Source organism: Paenibacillus arenilitoris (assembly GCF_014705655.1).
GTDB lineage: Bacteria > Bacillota > Bacilli > Paenibacillales > Paenibacillaceae > Pristimantibacillus > Pristimantibacillus arenilitoris.
In genome coordinates, this window is the sequence record NZ_JACXIY010000012.1 from 1 (window position 1) to 17,028 (window position 17,028).

Sequence of the window (17,028 nt, forward strand, 5' to 3'; positions counted from 1 at the left end):
CGTAAACCCGCCGTGCCGCCCTAGGCGGCGCAAGCCCGGCCGTGCCGGGCAAGCTGCCGCCTCGGGCGGCCAAGGGCCGCTACTCCTTCACCGAGCCGAGCACGATGCCCTTCACGAAGAAGCGCTGCAGGAACGGGTAGACGGCGAGGATCGGGAGCATGGCGATGAAGATTTGGGCCGCTTTGACGCTGCGGTTGGACAGCATCTCGAGGTCCTCGAAGTTGATGCCGGTCTTGCTCAGATCGAGCGCGACGACGATCGTCTGCAGCAGCGTGGCGAGCGGCCACTGGTCCGGGGACCGCATGTACAGCATGCCGTCGAACCAGTTGTTCCACTGGCCGACCATCGTGAACAAGGACAGCGTCGCGATCGCGGGCATGGAGATCGGCAGGTAGACCGAGCCTAAGATCCGGAAGGCGCTCGCCCCGTCCATGATGGCCGCCTCATCCAGCTCCTTCGGAAGGGCGCGGAAGAAATTCATCATCAGGATGATGTTCCACACGTTAAGCAGATGCGGCAAAATGTACACCCAGAACGAGCCGACGAGCCCGAGCTTCTGGTTCATCAAGTAATGGGGGATCAGCCCCGCGTCGAAAATCATGATGATCAGGAAAAACCAGACGTAGAACGTGCGCGGCCGAAAGTCGGCGCTTCTCCGCGACAGCGGGAAGGCGGCCAGCACGGTGACCGCCATCGCCATCGCCGTGCCGACGACGGTGCGCAAGGCCGAAATTTCGAGAGCTCGGACGAAGTTGCTGTTCTCGAACGTCTTCGCGTAGCTTTCCAGATTGAAGCCTACGGGGAAGAACGTGACCAGATTCGCTTCCGCCGCGGACTTGCCGCTGAGCGATACGGCGAAAATATGGACCATCGGCAGGATGCAGAGCAGCGATATCAACAGCAGAACCACCACGTTGCTGTAGTAGAACGCCTTATACGACGGATTTTTATAATACATGGCGGTTACCTCCACGGGCAGTCATTTTAAAATACGCGATAGTTGGTCCACTTGTAGGCGCAGTAGTAGCCGGCGCTGATCAGGATGAACCCGACGGCCGATTTGAACAAGCCGACGGCGGCGGCCAGGCTGTATTGTCCGTCCTGGAAGTTGCGGAAGACGAACGTGTCGATGATGTCTCCCTTCTCCAGCACGAGCGGATTGATCAGGTTGTAAATTTGATCGAAGTTGGCGCTCAGCATGCTGCCGAGCGACAGGGTGAATACGACGGCCATGATCGGGAGCAGGGACGGAATCGTAATGTAGATCGTCTGCTTCCAGCGGCCGGCGCCATCGATTTCGGACGCCTCGTACAGCTCCGGATTGATGCCCGACAGCGCGGCGAGGAAGACGATGGCGGAGAAGCCGAACTCCTTCCACAAATCGCTCACGATGACCGTTGCCCGGAACCAGCTGCCGTCTCCGAGGAACAGGACCGGCTGCAGATTGAGCCAGGTCAGCAGGCGGTTGACGATGCCCTCGAGCGAAAGCACGTCCAGCAGGATGCCGCCGAGTATGACCCACGACATGAAATGGGGCAAGTAGACGAACGTCTGAATGGACCGTTTCAGTCCCATGCTCCGGACCTCGTTGAGCAGCAGGGCGAACGCGACCGGGACGGCCAATCCGAACAAAATCTTCAGCACGGAAATGATCAGGGTGTTCCATATGACCTGCACCGAGCCGTGCATCGTGAAGATGAGCTCGAAGTTGTCCCAGCCGACCCAGGCGGACCCGTCGATCCCGAGCCAAGGCTTGAAATCCTGGAACGCCATGACGATGCCCGGCATCGGGGCGTATTTGAACACGAGCGCCGCCAGGACGGCGGGCAGCAGCATGAGATGCAGCCTCCACGTTTTGCGAAGCGGGCTTAATTTTTTCGTTTTGCGTCTTGCCGGCGCGACGGTTGATGATATAATGGCCGTATTCTTCATTCGCTTTCCTCCTTTGTCAGTAATTTCATTGTAGGTTGGAAGCGCTTCGATTTGTAGAACACATATTCAAGATCGCTGTCAATATCTTAAGGGAGGCAAGCGCCGGTGAAGCGGAACAGGCCGATTTTTTTGAAAATCAACTTGGTCATCCTCGTTTTGTTAATTCCCGCCGTCATTTTGTACACCTATTTCAGCAGGACGAGCTTGCAGGTGATCGACAAGCAGATGTCGGATTACAACGAAAGCCGGCTGCAGTTTCTGAAAAGCCAGATCGAATCGAACGCCGAGCGGCTCTCCTTCTCCTCCAGCGTGCTGGCGCGCGATTCGTCGATCCTCGATCTCCAGCTGAGCATCTTGACCCGCGACTACTACGGCACGATCGACTACCAAACCCAGGTCAAAGAAAAGCTGTACCTGCAAAGCTTCTCCAGCAACTGGACCAACTCGCTGTCCGTCTATTTGCCCGACATCGCAACCCGCATATCGACGAACCCGGGCGACGGCTACGACGAGGGCGAGCTGGACGAAGCCGATAACGGCAAATGGCGGTTTCATCCCGGGCAGGACGGCGGTCACCCGTATTACCAGCTGTTCATATGGGATCCCTATTTCTCGAAGGACGGCTCGCAGACGGTCAACGCGGTGTTCGAAGTGCGGTTCGGCCTCGACAATATCCGGAAAATGCTGCAGCATTACAAGCTCGAAAGCGCCGGCAACTGCTTCCTGCTGACCGCCTCCGGCACGGTGATCACGGATGCGGCGGCGGCCGACGCGGATTACGCGGAAGCGGGCGCAAGCCTGATGGAGGCGTCCTTAAGCGAGCTCGGGCATCTGAATATGAAGCTGGACGGGCAGCGCACGTACGTCAGCTACGTATGGCTTCCGGGGCTCGAAGCGTGGCTGGTCGATTACGTGCCGCTGCACGTGTTCCACGCGCCCGTCATCGAGAGCCGGAACTTGTTCTACCTCAGCATGCTCGCGCTGATCGTGCTCGGCTTCGCGGCCTCCTGGCTGCTGTATCTTCACGTGCAAAAGCCGATTTCGCACATTATCAAGGGGCTGAAGCATTTTGAAATGGGGGACTATTCGTACCGGATCGGCAAGCGGTTCCACAACGAATTCGACTACATGCTGCAGCGGTTCAACGACATGGGGAAGGAAATCCAGCATTTGATCCAAAACGTATACGAGGAGCAGAACCGTTCCCGGCTCGCTACGCTCAAGCAGCTGCAAGCGCAGATCAATCCGCATTTTTTGTACAACTGCCTGTCGTTCATCGCGGGCTGCGCCAAGGTCGGCCATACGGAGACGATCAAGGAAATGGCCTACCATCTGGGCGGCTATTACCGGTATACGACGCGGGTGGAAAATCAGGTGCCGCTGCTGAGGGAGGAGGCCGAGCTGGTGCGGCATTATCTGCAAATTTACTCGTACCGGCTGGAGCGCGTCGATTACGGCATCGACATTCCGCCGGACATGATGGACGAGCCGGTGATGCGGCTGATTCTGCAGCCGGTCGTGGAGAACGCGGTCATGCACGGAATCGAGCCCAAGCCGGGGAGGGGGACGGTGCTCGTCACGGGCGTCCGCGAAGCCGGATGGGCGGTCATTCGGATCGAGGACAGCGGGAGCGGCATGTCGGCATCCGAGATCGAGGCTTACGTCCGCCGCCTGAATCAGCCGATGGACGAGGGGACGGGCTGCGGGCTGTGGAACGTCCACCAGCGGCTGAAGCAGCGGTTCGGCGGCGGAGCGGGCGTTACGCTGGAGCCGTCGAGAACGCTGTCCGGCCTGTGCGTCACGCTCAGGTGGAGAGCGGAAGCGGGATAGGCTAATAGAAGCGCGTTACGAGAGGAGAGACAAGATGCTTCAGCTATTGATTGTCGATGACGAGCCGGTCATTTTGCACAGCATGGTCGCCAACGATTGGGCAAGCGCAGGAATCGGGAACGTCTACCAGGCGTCGTCGGGGCTCGAGGCGGCGGAGCTGATGAAAAATACGCCCATCGACATCGTCGTGTCGGATATCCGGATGCCGGGCATGGACGGCTTGCAGCTGTGCAAGCACATTCAAGACCGATACCCGCGCGCCAAATGCATCCTGCTGTCGGGATACGGCGAGTTCGAATATGCGCAGAAGGCGATTCTGTACGGCACGGTGAGCTACCTGCTCAAGCCGATCAAGGACGAGGAGCTGATGGCGGAGGTCGCCCGCGTCAGGTCGCTCATCCTGGAGGAGTGGGAGCGGATCGGCTCGGTGGAGCGGGCGAGGCAGTCGTTTCGCGCCCATCTGCCGCTGCTCAAGGCGAATTTGCTGAACGAGCTGCTGTCGGGCGCGGACGTTCCGGCCGCCGAACTGACCGGGAAGCTCGGCGAGTACGGGCTGCCCTTCGAGCCGGATGCCGACTGCTCGCTCATGCTGCTCCGGCTCGAAGACGGATTCGGGGAATCGCCGGAAGACGCCATGCTGTACGAATTCGCCGTCCGCAACGTCGCCTGCGAAATTTTGGAGGCGGACTACGGCGTCTGGACCTGCAAGGACGCGTTCGGTTATTTGTGCATTCTGCTGCAGGACAGGGCCGGCGGCGACGGCGTTCGGCGCACGAATGACAAGAGGCTGGACAAGGCGGCCCACGAGCTGCAGCTGAAGGTATCGGGCTTCCTGAAGGGCGGCGTATCGGTGCTGATCGGCGGGACGGGCGTCTTCCCGCGGGAGCTGGCGGACCGGTACCGGAAGGCGCTCAGCGAGTTTCGAAAGGTTCCGCGAAGCGACCGGGGGGCGATCGTCCTTCCGGCCGAGCCGCGCGCCCAGTCCCGCTCGCCGGGCGCGCTGTACAGCCCGCCCGGCTTCCAGCAGCTGCTCGAAGCCGGGCGGTGGGCGGACGCGCGCGCCAAGCTGGGCGGCGTATTCGAGGAGATGCGGGCCAAGAAGCTGGATACGGAGGAGCATATGACGGAAATCGTCTATACGCTCATGAACGCCTTCTACTACATCGCGCACCTGCAAGGCAAGACGCTGCTCGAGCTGTCGGGCTGGGAGCCGGACATGGCGGCGGATCCGCGCCACTTGACGCAGCCGGAGAAGGTGCGGGAGTGGGCGGATAAGGCGCTCGCCGGCATGGAGGCCGGCAGCGTGCGCGAGATCAAGGACGGCAAGAGCCAGCTCATCTCGAAGATCCACCGTTTCATCGAAGCGGGCATCGCGGGCGACGTCTCGCTGCAGACGATCGCCGACCACGTCGGCCTGCATCCGGTTTATCTATCCTCCGTGTACAAGCAGGAGACGAGGGAGAACATCAGCGACTTCATCATGCGGTACCGGATGGAGACGGCAGGCGTGCTGCTTCGGACGACGGACGTTAAGATCTACGAGCTCGCGAGCCGGCTGGGGTTCCAGAACCCGCCCTACTTCAGCAAGCTGTTCAAGCAATATTACGGCATAACGCCGCAGGAATTCAGGGACCGCCACGTCGATTGAACCTTAACAAATTGACATACGATCTTAAAACTTTATCTCTTACCCCGGATGTAAGCGCTGTAATAAGATTAGGGTGCAAATCGATTACAGCGAAATTAGGGAGGTCCGGAACAACGATGAAAACAAAAATTGCGCTGGTCGCGCTTGCGGCCATGATGCTGTTCTCGGTCGCGGCGGCCTGCTCGAACGGCTCCGGGGGCTCGAACGGTTCCAATAACGGAGGCGGCGCGTCGACCGGCACGCCGGCCGGGCAGTCGGCGGCGCCGGAAGGGCAGAAGGACGACGAGGCGGAGGCGATCCGGAACGGGACGTACAAGTTCGATCCGCCCGTGACGATCACGACCGTGAAGGCGACCGACTCCACGATGACGTTCAAGAACGGGGAGACGATGGAGAACAACGTCCATACGAAGTGGGCGCGCGACGAGCTCGGCATCGACATCAAGCACTTGTGGCAGGTGCCCGGCGAGCAGTTCAATACGAAGATGAGGCTCATGCTGACGGCGAACGAATCGCTGCCCGACGTGCTGACGACGCAGGATATGACGCTGCTCGACGAATTGATCCAATCCGGCAAATATCGCGACATCACGGCGGATTTCGAGAAGTACGCTTCGGACAAAATGAAGCAGATCTACAATTCGAACCCGCTCAATTGGAGCCAGGTCACGTACGGCGGGGCGAAGATGGCGCTTCCGAACTTCGCGAACGCGGGCAACGACAACGCGGTCATGTGGATCCGCCAGGACTGGCTGGATGAGCTCGGCGTACAGGCACCGAAGACGTTCGAGGAGCTGGAAGCGCTCATGCAGGCGATGCTCGACAAGAAGCCGGGCGGCGCGGACAACATTATCCCGCTAGGGGCGAGCCTCGGCTCAGGCGGGTCCTCGCCGAATCCGTTCACGAGCTGGCTGGGCGAGACGTCGTGGGTGTTCGGCGCATACGGCACGATCCCGTATCAGTGGCTGGAGAAGGACGGCCAGCTGGTGCACGGCTCGACCCTGCCCGCGATGAAGGACGGCCTGGCCAAGCTGAAGGATTGGTACGACAAGGGCTACCTGTCGAAGGAAGCCGGCCTGCATGACGAGAACAAGCTGGCCGAGCTGATCGCCCAAGGGCGGGTTGGCGTCGTCGTGTCGCCTTACTGGATGGGCGGATGGCCGACGTCCGACCTGATGAAGAACGTGGAGGGCGCGTCGATGAAGCCATACCCGCTGCCGACGCTGGACGGCAAGGCCGCGGCGCGCGATACGACCTACCTGCGCGGCGGCATGCTGGTGAAGAAGGATTTCGAGCACGTCGACGCCCTGTTCCTGTACTTGAACCGGATCTTTACTTACGTGAACGCGGAGGAAGGAAGCGAGTTCGAGAACGGCTGGTACAAGGATTACGATTATACGATCAAGGCGGACGGCACCAGGTCCGTAGACGAGAAGGATATTCCCGGGGGCAAGGTCGGACCGGCCAAATATTTGCTGATCGAGCCGAAGGATCCGTTCTCGGGGCTCGGCACGCTGGCGAAGCTAAGCCGCGGGGAAGCGCCGGTTACGGCGGCCGAGAAGCGGGCGGCCTCCGGCATCCCCGAGAACATGAAGGCGGCGGAGATCGTCGACGACGGCTGGAAGGCGGGCATCTACGTTCCCCAAGCGTACACGGGAGCGAATACGCCGTCGATGCAGTCCAAGGGCGGCATTCTGGTCAAGCTGGAGGGCGATACGTTCATCGGCATGATCTACGGCAAGAAGCCGATCGACGACTTCGACCAATTCGTGCAGGAGTGGAAGAGCCTCGGCGGCGACGACATCGCCAAAGAAGTGAACGAGTGGTATGCCAAAATGAAGAAGTAGCGCAAAGGAGCCTCGGCGGCGCGCTTAGGGACGCGGCGGCGCAAGGAAGGGGCTTCCCGCAAGCGGGTACGCTTGTATACATGGAAGGAATGGCGGTGCAGGGGGTTATCCTTGCGCCGCCATTTCTGATTTCCGTCCAGCCGCCGCCTTCTTCAACGGATGGGGCATCTCGCGCCTAAGCGGCCGGTCGGCGCGCGTACTGTCTCCAGTCGGCGTACGATCTGCTCCCGGACGGCGCCGTATTGCCGACAGTCGGGGCATGATCTGTTCCCGGACGGCGCGTGTATTGCCACCTGTCGGCGTACGATCTGCTCCCGGTCGGTGCGCCTCGCGCCGAAGCCGCAATTGTGCAGGCTTTTCGTCGGACTATGCGCTTAGTGAAGCAAATGCCTGCGAATGTGCATCTTCTTTCGTTCGGTAAGCGCGATAGGGGCCCCATGTCCCCGAAATGGCTGTACGTACGCATGCTTTCCGTTAGGCCGCCCCATCGATAACGCAAAGGCTGCACAATCGCAGGCTTGGCGCTGGGCTAGCCGCCGACGGGCAGCCGCGCTGACGAGCAGCCAATGTGCTGACGGGCAGCCGAAGGTTCTTTTGTTTTACAAATCGAAGAAGGGGCGTCCTTCCGTCTCGTCTCGCGATGATTTTTGGTTACCTCCTTCCTTGCGTGCTTCATGCTCTTCTCTGCCAAATTTCACGGTTCGGGTTCTATCGCGGCCCCGAGTCCCATATACATGTCGCGTTCCTGGCAACCGCCGACTGGAGGGATGTACATGAAGCTGGATCTCGGCTGCGGCGACCGCAAGCAGCCCGGTTTCCATGGCATGAACGACCGCCCGCTCGCAGGGGTGGACGTGGTCGGCAGCCTGAACGAGAGACTCCCGTTCCCGGACGACGCCGCAGAGTTCGTCATGGCGGTCCGTTCGCTTCCTTACGTGCGCGATTTGTTCGCCGTTCTATCGGAAGTATACCGCGTGTGCGCGCACAAAGCGGTCGTATGCATTCTGGCGCCATACGCGCACAGCTTCCGCCATCGATCGAATCCCCATTTCAACCATCTGTTCGACGAGCACACGCCCCGTCATTTGACGAGCTGTTTTTTTCAGCCTTCGTTAGGCCAGCTTTCCCCGGAAATCACTCCTTATGAAGGTCCGCCTCCTCCGTTCGACTTCCGCCTGCTCAGGATGGAAATGTTTTATTTGCCGCCATTCCGATCGCCGCTCTTCGAGGAGGAGGAGCTCGAAATTTTGCAGCAGCTGCAGCTGAACGTCGTGGACGAAGTCATGTACCACTTTCTGGTCGTCAAAGAGTCGATTGCAGGGGATGAGCTCGACCGGCTGAGCCGTCTGACCATGACGGAACCCGATTGCGTGAAGGAACTGCGAAGATCCGCAGGCGAAGAAGGGGACGTCCATGACGGAGGTTCGGATTAATCCTAGGCAATACCCGGCGGACAGGCAAAAAATTCGAGTAGCGTTCATATCGTTAGGATGACTCATCGCGCCAGGATTTCGTTCTTTTTTGGGTAGGGAGGTGGATACCATTCCGCTTATCGTTCGAGCCACCTTTAACGCAACCGGAGCCATCACCTTCACGGGCAATACGCTCGGCTTGAGCCGATCGGACGTATCCGGCGTACCGGGCACGCAAGACAGCATCGGCGCGTTCGCAACGACGAACGCCGCGGTCCGTTACGGTATCTATCCGCTCGGCACGACGGACAATTATTTGTCGAGCGGGGCTTCGGCGCAGCTCGTGCTGCCCGCCGGGAGCACGATCCTGTATGCCGAGCTGATCTGGGGCGGCAGCTATATAAACGGCTCGGTCAATCTATCGTCCGCCATCAACAATGCCGTCACGTTCGCGACGCCTGCCGGCAGCTTCACCGTCGCGCCGGACTCCGCGACCGCGAGCGACCTGGACCTCGGCAGCGGCGTCCGCGCGTACGTGCGCACGTCGATCGTAACCTCGCTCGTGCAGCAGGGCGGAGCGGGGACGTATTCGACGGGGCGCGTACCCGGGACGATCGTCATCAACAACGATCCGACGGGCAATCACGCCGGCTGGACGCTAGGCGTCATCTACCAGAATCCCGCGCTGCCGTTCCGGAATATGTCCATCCGCGCGGGCGCCGTTCTTATTCAGAGCACCTCGTCCCCTGTCACGACGACGCTGACGGGCTTCTCGACCCCGGTATCGGGAGCGACCTCGGGGCGCGCGCTGTTCAGCGCCCAGGAGGGGGACGCGAACCGGAACGGCGACCAAGCGTTGTTCGGACCGACGGCCTCCAATCTGGTCGCGCTCTCGGGGCCGAACAATTTCGCGAACAATTTCTTCGCATCTCAAATCAATAACGACGCGGGCCAGTTGAATACGATGGGGACCTTCGGCAACAGAAACCAGACGAACGGCTCGCCCGGAACGAATATTTCGGGCGGGAGGCAGGGCTGGGACATTACGAACGTCGATATATCCGCCCGGCTCGTCAACAACCAGACGTCGGCCGTGCTGCGTCTGACGACGTCGGGCGACGCTTACGTGGTCAACGCGAACGCCATTCAGGTCGATATTAACGCGCCGCTCGTCACGGTCGCCAAGTCCGCGAACGCGTCCGGCGCGCTGGTCGGCGATACGATCCGGTATACCGTAACGGTTTCGAATACGGGAACGGCGAACGCGACGAACGCCATTTTGTCCGACGCCTTGCCGGCCGGCGCCGCGTTCGCGAGCGGAAGCGTTACCGTCGGCGGGGTTGCGAGACCCGCGAACGACATTGCGGCCGGCGTGCCGCTCGGCACGCTCGCGCCGGGCGCGTCGATCGCGGTTGCGTACAGCGTTCAGATCGTATCGATGCCGGCCGGGCAACAGCTCGTCAATGTCGCCAATCTGTCGTTTTCGTTCCAGAGCGTAGCCGGAGGCCCTATTACGCCGGCCGTCATTCCGTCCAATCAAGTCGCTTTGCCGGTCTATTCGCCGCTCGTTACGCTGGCCAAAAGCGCGAATACCGGCAGCGCGCTCGTCGGAACGACCGTGACCTTTACGTTGACGGCCGCCAATAACGGAAATATCGCGGCGGCCGTGACGGTAAGCGACCCGATTCCGGCCGGCGCCGCGTTTGTGCCGAACAGCGTCACCGTGAACGGGACGCCGCAGCCCGGCGCAAACATCGCGACCGGCGTGTCCGTCGGCTCGTTGTCCGCCGGGGCAAGCGCCGTCGTCGCCTTTCAGCTTCTCGTGCAGAGCGTTCCGTCGCCGCCGCAGCTGTCCAATCGCGGCGCGGCGAGCGCGACGTTCCAAATTCCGGACGGCCGCACGTCCAGCCAGTCCGCTTTGAGCAACCTGGTGGAGCTCCCAGTCGCGCTGCCTAACGTTACGGCGGTCAAAAGCGCCTCGCTCGCCGATGCCGCGGCAGGGGAGACGATCACGTACTCGATCGCGGTATCGAACGGCAGCGCGGGGCCGGTGACGGACGTTGTCGCGCAGGATTCGATTCCAGCGCCCGGCCAGTTCGTCGCCGGGAGCGTCAGGCTGAACGGTACGGCGGTTCCATCCGCGAACCCGGCGAGCGGCATCGTGATCGGAACGCTGGCGGCGGGCGCGGGCGCGACCGTCACGTTCGATGTCGTTGCCGCGGCTTTGCCGGCTTCGGGCCAATTGACGAACCAGTCGTACGTCGCGTTCCGGTCGGGCGCGTTCAATAGCGTCGCGGTGACGAACGCGGTAACGGTTCCGATCTACCAGCCGGTTATCGCAACGGCCAAATCGGTCGACCGGAATATCGCGACCGTCGGCGATACGTTGACCTATTCCGTCTTCGTTACCAATTCCGGCAACCTGGCCGCCTCCGCAACCTTGACGGATCCTTTGCCGGAAGGCGTTTCCTTCGTTGCCGGCAGCGTGACCGTCAATACGGTGACCGTCCCGGGCGCTTCCCCTCTGACGGGTATTCCGCTCGGCGGCGTGGAACCGGGCAGCGCCGTGCCGATAAGGCTCCAGGCCGTCGTCGAAGCCGTTCCCCCGTCTTCGAGGCTGGTCAATCAATCTACGGCCGCCTATTCGTTCCAGCTGCCGAGCGGAAGAAGCTTTACCGGACTGACGTCCCCGTCGAATGTCGTCGACATTCAGGTGACCGTCCCCAACGTTTCTGTAGCGAAGAGCGTCAGCGCCGCAACGGCCGTTCTGAACGACGTGCTGACCTATGATGTCGTCATAGCGAACGACGGCGTCGAAGGCATAACCGAGGTCGTCTTCTCCGACGCCATTCCGGACGGCCTCGTCTTCATTCCGGGCACCGTAACGATCGGCGGGACGGCAGCCCCGATCGCGAATCCCGCGGCGGGCGTGGCGCTGGGCGGCATACCGGCAGGGGGAGAGGCGTCCGTCGCCTTTCAGGTCCGGGTCGTCTCGGTGCCGCTGACGATTCCGGCGGTAGCGGCGAACCGGGCGAACGTCAGCTTCACCTCGGGCGCCTTCAAAGGGACGGCGGCGTCGCCGCTCGTCGAGACTGCGATTTACCAGCCCGTTATCCAGGTCGTTAAGTCAAGCAGCGTTTCCGCGATCACGGTCGGAGGCACCTTCGTCTATACGCTGCAGGTGACGAACGCCGGCAATTATCCCGCGGACGTCGTTCTGACCGATATCGTCCCGGCCGTCATGGCCTTCGTGCCGAACAGCGTCGTCATTAACGGCTTCCCGAATCCGGGAGTGGAGCCGTCCACGGGCATTCCGCTGGATACGCTGTCCGCCGGCGAGACCAATACGGTCAGCTTCTCCGTCAACGTCATCGCGCTGCCGAGCCCGCAGCAGATCGGCAATCAGGCGGAAGCCGCCTTCGAGTACACGCTGCCGGACGGCAGGACGCTCGCCGGCTCGGCCGTGTCGCCGGCATCGGCCGCAAGCACGGTAACGGTCTCCGCTCCCGATGTGGACGTCGTTAAGAGCGCGGGCACGGTTTCGGCGGTAACCGGCGACGCGATCATATACACCGTCGCGATTACGAACAACGGCCTTGAGGCCGTGGATCAGGTTGTTCTCATCGACAGGCCGCAGGACGGCTTGACTTTCGTTCCCGGCACCGTTGCGGCAGACGGCATTCCGATGCCGCTCGCAAGTCCGGTCGCCGGCATTCCACTCGGTACGATAGCGGCGAGCGCTACCGTAACCGTCACATTCGAGGTGATCATCAGCATGCCGGTTCCAAGCCCGATCAGCAATCAGTCGACGGTCAGCTTTACGTCCGGAACGTTTGCATCCTCGTCGTTGTCCAATATCGTGCAGATCCCGGTTACCCAGCCGGTCATCGCGCTTACGAAATCGGCCAGCACGGCGGACGCGACGCTGGGCGACACGATCGTGTATTCGATTGCCGTCGCCAACAGCGGCAACGTATCGGCGAACGTGACCTTAACCGATCCGCCGCCCGCGGGAACGATCTTCCGGGCGAACACCGTCGTCGTCGGAGGTGTTCCGCTCCCCGGCGCAAGTCCGGCGGAAGGGATTCCGATGGGCGCCGTCGCGCCGGACACGACGGTCGTCGTCACTTTCGAGGTCATCGTCGATTCTTTGCCTTCCCCGCAGACGTTAGCGAACCAGGCGGGGGCCAGCTATACGTTCGTTCCGCCGGACGGCCGGACGCTCACCGGCAGCGCGGCGTCAAATACGGTGAGCATTCACGTCTCCGCGCCGAACGTTACGCTCGTCAAGAGCTCCACGACGACGAATACGGCGATCGGGGATATCGTTCCGTTCTCCATCGCGGTGACGAACGCGGGAATTGCGGCAGTTACCAATATCGTATTGGTGGATGCCATCCCGCCCGGCGCCTCCTTCGTAACGGGCTCGGTTACCGTGAACGGGACGCCGGTACCGGGCGCCGTTCCGTCAAGCGGGATCAGTCTCGACACCATCGCTCCAGGCGGGTTGACGACGGTCGCGTTCAACGTAAGGGTCGATGCCCTGCCGTCCTCCGGGACGATCGCCAATCAGGCGTCGGTCAGCTATAATTCCGGAGCGTTCACCGGCACGTCGATCTCCAATACGAGCGCCGTTCCCGTTAATCAGCCCGTCATCGCGGCCGTCAAATCGTCCGTCGTCGCGGACGCGACCGTCGGCGATACGGTCAATTACGTGGTCAACGTCTCGAACGCGGGCAATTACGGCGCGTCGCTCACGCTGACGGACAACGTTCCCGCGGGCACTTCCTTCTTGGCGAACAGCGTCCTGGTCGGGGGGATCCCGCAGCCGGGCGCGACCCCCGCGATGGGCATTTCGCTCGGCAATCTGGGGGCCGGCGATGCGGTATCGGTCGCGTTCTCGGTCCTGATCGAGGAGCTCCCCGCCCCGCCGCAGCTCGTGAACCAAGCGACGGTCGCCGCGGAATTCACCTTGCCGGACGGAAGGCCGTTCAGCACGGAGGCCGTCTCCAATTCGGTCGTTGTCGGGGTCAGGGCGCCGAACGTCGCGGTGGTCAAATCCACGGCGACGACCGCAACGACCGTCGGCGATACGATCGAATATGCCATTAATGTCGCGAACAACGGCATTACCGCCGTAACGGACACGATTCTGACCGATCCGCTGCCGACCGGAACGGCGTTCGTGCCGGGCAGCGTGACGGTGAACGGGACGCCAGTGGCGGGCGCGATCCCGGCAACCGGCATTAGCCTGGGCACGATCGCCGCGGGAGCGTCGGTGCCCGTCACGTTCCAGATCAGCGTTATCTCCGTGCCCGATGACCGGCTCGTCAGCAATCGCGCGTTCGTCAGCTTCACCTCGGGTTCGCTGTCGGCCGCTTCCTTCTCGGAGATCGTCACGACGCCGGTATACCGGCCGTCCTTGACGCTGGTCAAATCGTCGAGCAGCGCGAACGCCACCGTGGGCGATACGATCGTGTATTCGACCGTCCTGTCGAACGCGGGCAATATCGCGGCGAACGTCGCCTTTACCGACGTCATTCCGGACGGAGCCGCGCTGGTGCCGAACAGCGTGCTTCTGAACGGCGCATCGCTGCCGGGGGCCGACCCGTCCGAGGGCATACCGCTCGGGCCGATCGCGCCGAACGCGCAGGCCGCGCTTACGTTTTCCGTCGTCGTGCCGTCGCTGCCGGCGACGCAGCAATTGGTCAACCAGGCTTCCGCGTCCTACGGCTATTCGTTGCCGGACGGCCGTTTATTTAACGGCAGCGCCGTATCCAACACAGTCGTAGTTCCCGTCTCATCGCCCGACGTCACGCTCCTTAAAGGCACGACCTTCACCGCCGCGACGGTAGGCGATGTTATCCCGTATACCGTGACGATCGCCAACAACGGCGTCCAGAGCGTGACGAGCGTGTCGTTCACGGATCCGCTGCCCGCCTTTGCGTCGTTCGTCGCGGGCAGCGTGACGCTGGACGGGACGCCGCTGCCGAACGCCAATCCGTCTACCGGGATCCCGATCGGCACGATCGCGGCGGGCGGCAGCGCGAGCGTGGCGTTTAGCGTAACCGTCGAGTCGCTGCCGCCGTCCGGCCAGCTGACGAATCAGAGCTCGGCGGCTTTCTCGTCGGGAGCCTTCTCGGGCGTCTCCTATTCGAATCCGCTGAATTTGCCTGTCTACCAAGCGCAGCCGGCCGTCGCGAAGAGCGCGAGCGCGGCGGTGGCCACCGTCGGCGACACGATCGTCTATACGCTCGACCTGACGAATACGGGGAACATTGCGGCAGCCGTAACGCTTACCGATCCGATTCCGACGGGAGCGGAGTTCGTCCCGAACAGCGTTATCGTAGGCGGCGTGCCGCAGCCCGGGGCGGATCCGGAGGCCGGCTTCTCCGTCGGTGCGGTACCGCCCGGCGGCACGCTTACGGTTAGCGTAACGCTGCAGGTTACGGTAGAGTCGCTGCCATCGCCCCAGCAGCTCGCGAACCAGGCAACCGCAACCTATTCGTACGCGCTTCCGGACGGCCGGTCGATCACCGGAGCCGTCACGTCGAATACGGTCACGATCCCGGTATCCGCGCCGGACGTCAGCGTCGTGAAGAGCACGCCGGCCATCGACGCCGTGTCCGGGGATACGGTCACCTATACCGTCGTCGCGACGAACAACGGCATCTCGCCGGTGAACAACGTCGTGTTCGTCGACCCGATTCCGCAAGGAAGCAGCTTCGTCGCGGGCAGCGTAACCGTCGACGGCACGCAGCTTTCCGCGGCTGATCCGGCCATCGGCATTCCGATCGGAAGCATCGCGGCGGGCGACAGCGTGGAGGTGACCTTCCAGGTATTGGTGTCATGAGCGCGGACCGCTACGGGAATCAGCTCGTTAACCAGTCGCATATCAAGTACGACGCGGGTTCCCTCCGTTACACCACGTACTCCAACACGGTCGGCATCCCCATCGTTGGCGCTATCGTCACGCTGGAGAAAGAAACGGCGGAATCGCAGGCTTCTCCCGGCGTGCCCGTCCAATACGCGGTGAGCGTAAGGAACGCTGGCAACCTGGCGGCCGATGTCGTCCTGTACGATGAACTGCCGAGCGAAATGGCCTTCGTGCCCAACAGCATCCGTCGCGACGGCGTCCCCGTCCCGGGCGGCAGCCTGGAGGAGGGGCTGCCGCTCGGCAGCGTGGGGGCGGGAGAGAGCGTGCGCGTCGTCTTCCAGCTCGTGCTCGCGCCTTCGGCCGCGGCGGAAAACCGCGAGACCGTCGGCAACCGAATGAAGGCGGATGTTTCCTTCACGACCTCGTCGGGCAGGCCGGTCAAGGAAACCGTCTATTCGAATACGGTCGTACTGCCGATCGCGTGGGGAGAAAAGCCCGTTCTCTACGCAAAGCTGTCCGCCGACGTATCGAAGGCGGCGCCGGGCGACCGGATCCGCTATACGCTGCTGGTCGGCAATGACGGCAAGGAGCCGGCCCGCGTTCAGCTGATCGACTTCATTCCGATGGGGACCCTCTACGTGCCGAACAGCCTGCGCGTCGAAGGCCAGTGGGTTAGAGCGGGCGTCCATCCGGAGGATGGCTATCCGCTTGGGCGGCTCGCCCCTGGCGAGAGCGTCGTGGTCGAGTGGTACGTCTCGGTCCCGGTCGTCGGTGTCGAGTCCCCGGGCCAAATTGTCGCCAATGCCGCCGGGCTTAGGGGGGAATACGCCGATTACGAGAGCGGGAGGCCCGCCTGGCAGCCATTCGAATCGAACAAGGTTTTCGTCGAGCTATGGTTTCCCGTCATCGACGCGAAAGCGAAGGCGAATCCGAAAACCGCAGTGCCGGAAGAGACACTCGAGTTCGTCTCCGTTGTCGGCAATTCGGGGAATTTGGCCGCTTCGATCGCGGCGGACCGGCTGGTCGCCGCGCCTCTCCTGCTCGTGCCCGGAAGCTTGCGGGCGGACGGTGCTCCCGTACCCGAGCCGGGCAGGGGCGAGCCGTTCCGCTTCGGCGAGCTGGCGCCCTCCGCAGCGCTTAGACTTACGTTCCAGGCGATCGTAAGCCCGCTGGCCACGACGCGCAGCATACGGGGGCATCTCGCGTTCCAATACGCGTACCGGCTGAACGGCCGCGTTTACTCGGGCGAAGCGTCGACGAATCCGTATGCCGTCGCCATCGTGTACGACGACGAATAAGTGCCGGCCCGCGTCGGGGCCGGACGCCGGGAAGGCGCCGGAGCGGCAAGCTCGCTTGCTCTCCGGCGCCTTCTTTTGCCGTGTCGCGGCAATCGCCCGCGTATGGCTCGCCCCGCTCCGAACGGCTAGGGATCGCCGCAACCTTAACATTTTGCTAGCGATCTTAAATCTTTGTCTCTTATCC

At 62.3% G+C, this 17,028-nt stretch carries 8 protein-coding genes; 6 read left to right on the plus strand and 2 right to left on the minus strand.

What is annotated here, in order from left to right:
• Window positions 1–79: 79 nt before the first annotated feature.
• Together IDH41_RS09215 and IDH41_RS09220 are read right to left on the minus strand one after the other, a co-directional pair.
• Window positions 80–958 (minus strand): carbohydrate ABC transporter permease, encoded by an 879-nt coding sequence (locus IDH41_RS09215; RefSeq protein WP_190860316.1) that lies wholly within the window; start codon window positions 956–958, stop codon window positions 80–82.
• 26 nt (window positions 959–984) lie between these two features.
• Complete coding sequence (locus tag IDH41_RS09220; RefSeq protein ID WP_190860317.1) at window positions 985–1,932, minus strand: ABC transporter permease; 948 nt, start codon at window positions 1,930–1,932, stop codon at window positions 985–987.
• 105 nt (window positions 1,933–2,037) lie between these two features.
• Between IDH41_RS09220 and IDH41_RS31920 the strand changes: the two genes are divergently transcribed.
• From IDH41_RS31920 to IDH41_RS09250, 6 genes are all read left to right on the plus strand, one after another.
• Window positions 2,038–3,762, plus strand: coding sequence for a sensor histidine kinase (locus tag IDH41_RS31920; protein WP_190860319.1), 1,725 nt, complete (start codon window positions 2,038–2,040; stop codon window positions 3,760–3,762).
• 34 nt (window positions 3,763–3,796) lie between these two features.
• On the plus strand, window positions 3,797–5,410 hold the full coding sequence (locus IDH41_RS09230; RefSeq protein ID WP_190860320.1) for a response regulator: 1,614 nt from the start codon (window positions 3,797–3,799) through the stop codon (window positions 5,408–5,410).
• 116 nt (window positions 5,411–5,526) lie between these two features.
• Complete coding sequence (locus IDH41_RS09235) at window positions 5,527–7,257, plus strand: type 2 periplasmic-binding domain-containing protein (RefSeq protein ID WP_190860322.1); 1,731 nt, start codon at window positions 5,527–5,529, stop codon at window positions 7,255–7,257.
• 773 nt (window positions 7,258–8,030) lie between these two features.
• Window positions 8,031–8,690, plus strand: a complete 660-nt coding sequence (locus tag IDH41_RS09240) for a class I SAM-dependent methyltransferase (protein WP_190860323.1) — start codon at window positions 8,031–8,033, stop codon at window positions 8,688–8,690.
• 88 nt (window positions 8,691–8,778) lie between these two features.
• The gene (locus IDH41_RS09245; RefSeq protein WP_223829594.1) at window positions 8,779–15,522 is read left to right on the plus strand and encodes a DUF11 domain-containing protein; all 6,744 of its coding nucleotides are present in this window, start codon (window positions 8,779–8,781) and stop codon (window positions 15,520–15,522) included.
• The gene (locus IDH41_RS09250) at window positions 15,519–16,844 is read left to right on the plus strand and encodes a COG1361 family protein (protein WP_190860325.1); all 1,326 of its coding nucleotides are present in this window, start codon (window positions 15,519–15,521) and stop codon (window positions 16,842–16,844) included. Before IDH41_RS09245 ends, IDH41_RS09250 begins: the two co-directional genes overlap by 4 nt.
• The last annotated feature ends 184 nt before the right edge of the window (window positions 16,845–17,028 follow it).

Coding starts and splice junctions, on each gene's coding strand:
- IDH41_RS09220 (WP_190860317.1), bottom strand. CDS start 1,932: ATGAAGAATACGGCCATTATATCATCAACCGTCGCGCCGGCAAGACGC.
- IDH41_RS09235 (WP_190860322.1), top strand. CDS start 5,527: ATGAAAACAAAAATTGCGCTGGTCGCGCTTGCGGCCATGATGCTGTTC.
- IDH41_RS09240 (WP_190860323.1), top strand. CDS start 8,031: ATGAAGCTGGATCTCGGCTGCGGCGACCGCAAGCAGCCCGGTTTCCAT.
- IDH41_RS09230 (WP_190860320.1), top strand. CDS start 3,797: ATGCTTCAGCTATTGATTGTCGATGACGAGCCGGTCATTTTGCACAGC.
- IDH41_RS09250 (WP_190860325.1), top strand. CDS start 15,519: ATGAGCGCGGACCGCTACGGGAATCAGCTCGTTAACCAGTCGCATATC.
- IDH41_RS09215 (WP_190860316.1), bottom strand. CDS start 958: ATGTATTATAAAAATCCGTCGTATAAGGCGTTCTACTACAGCAACGTG.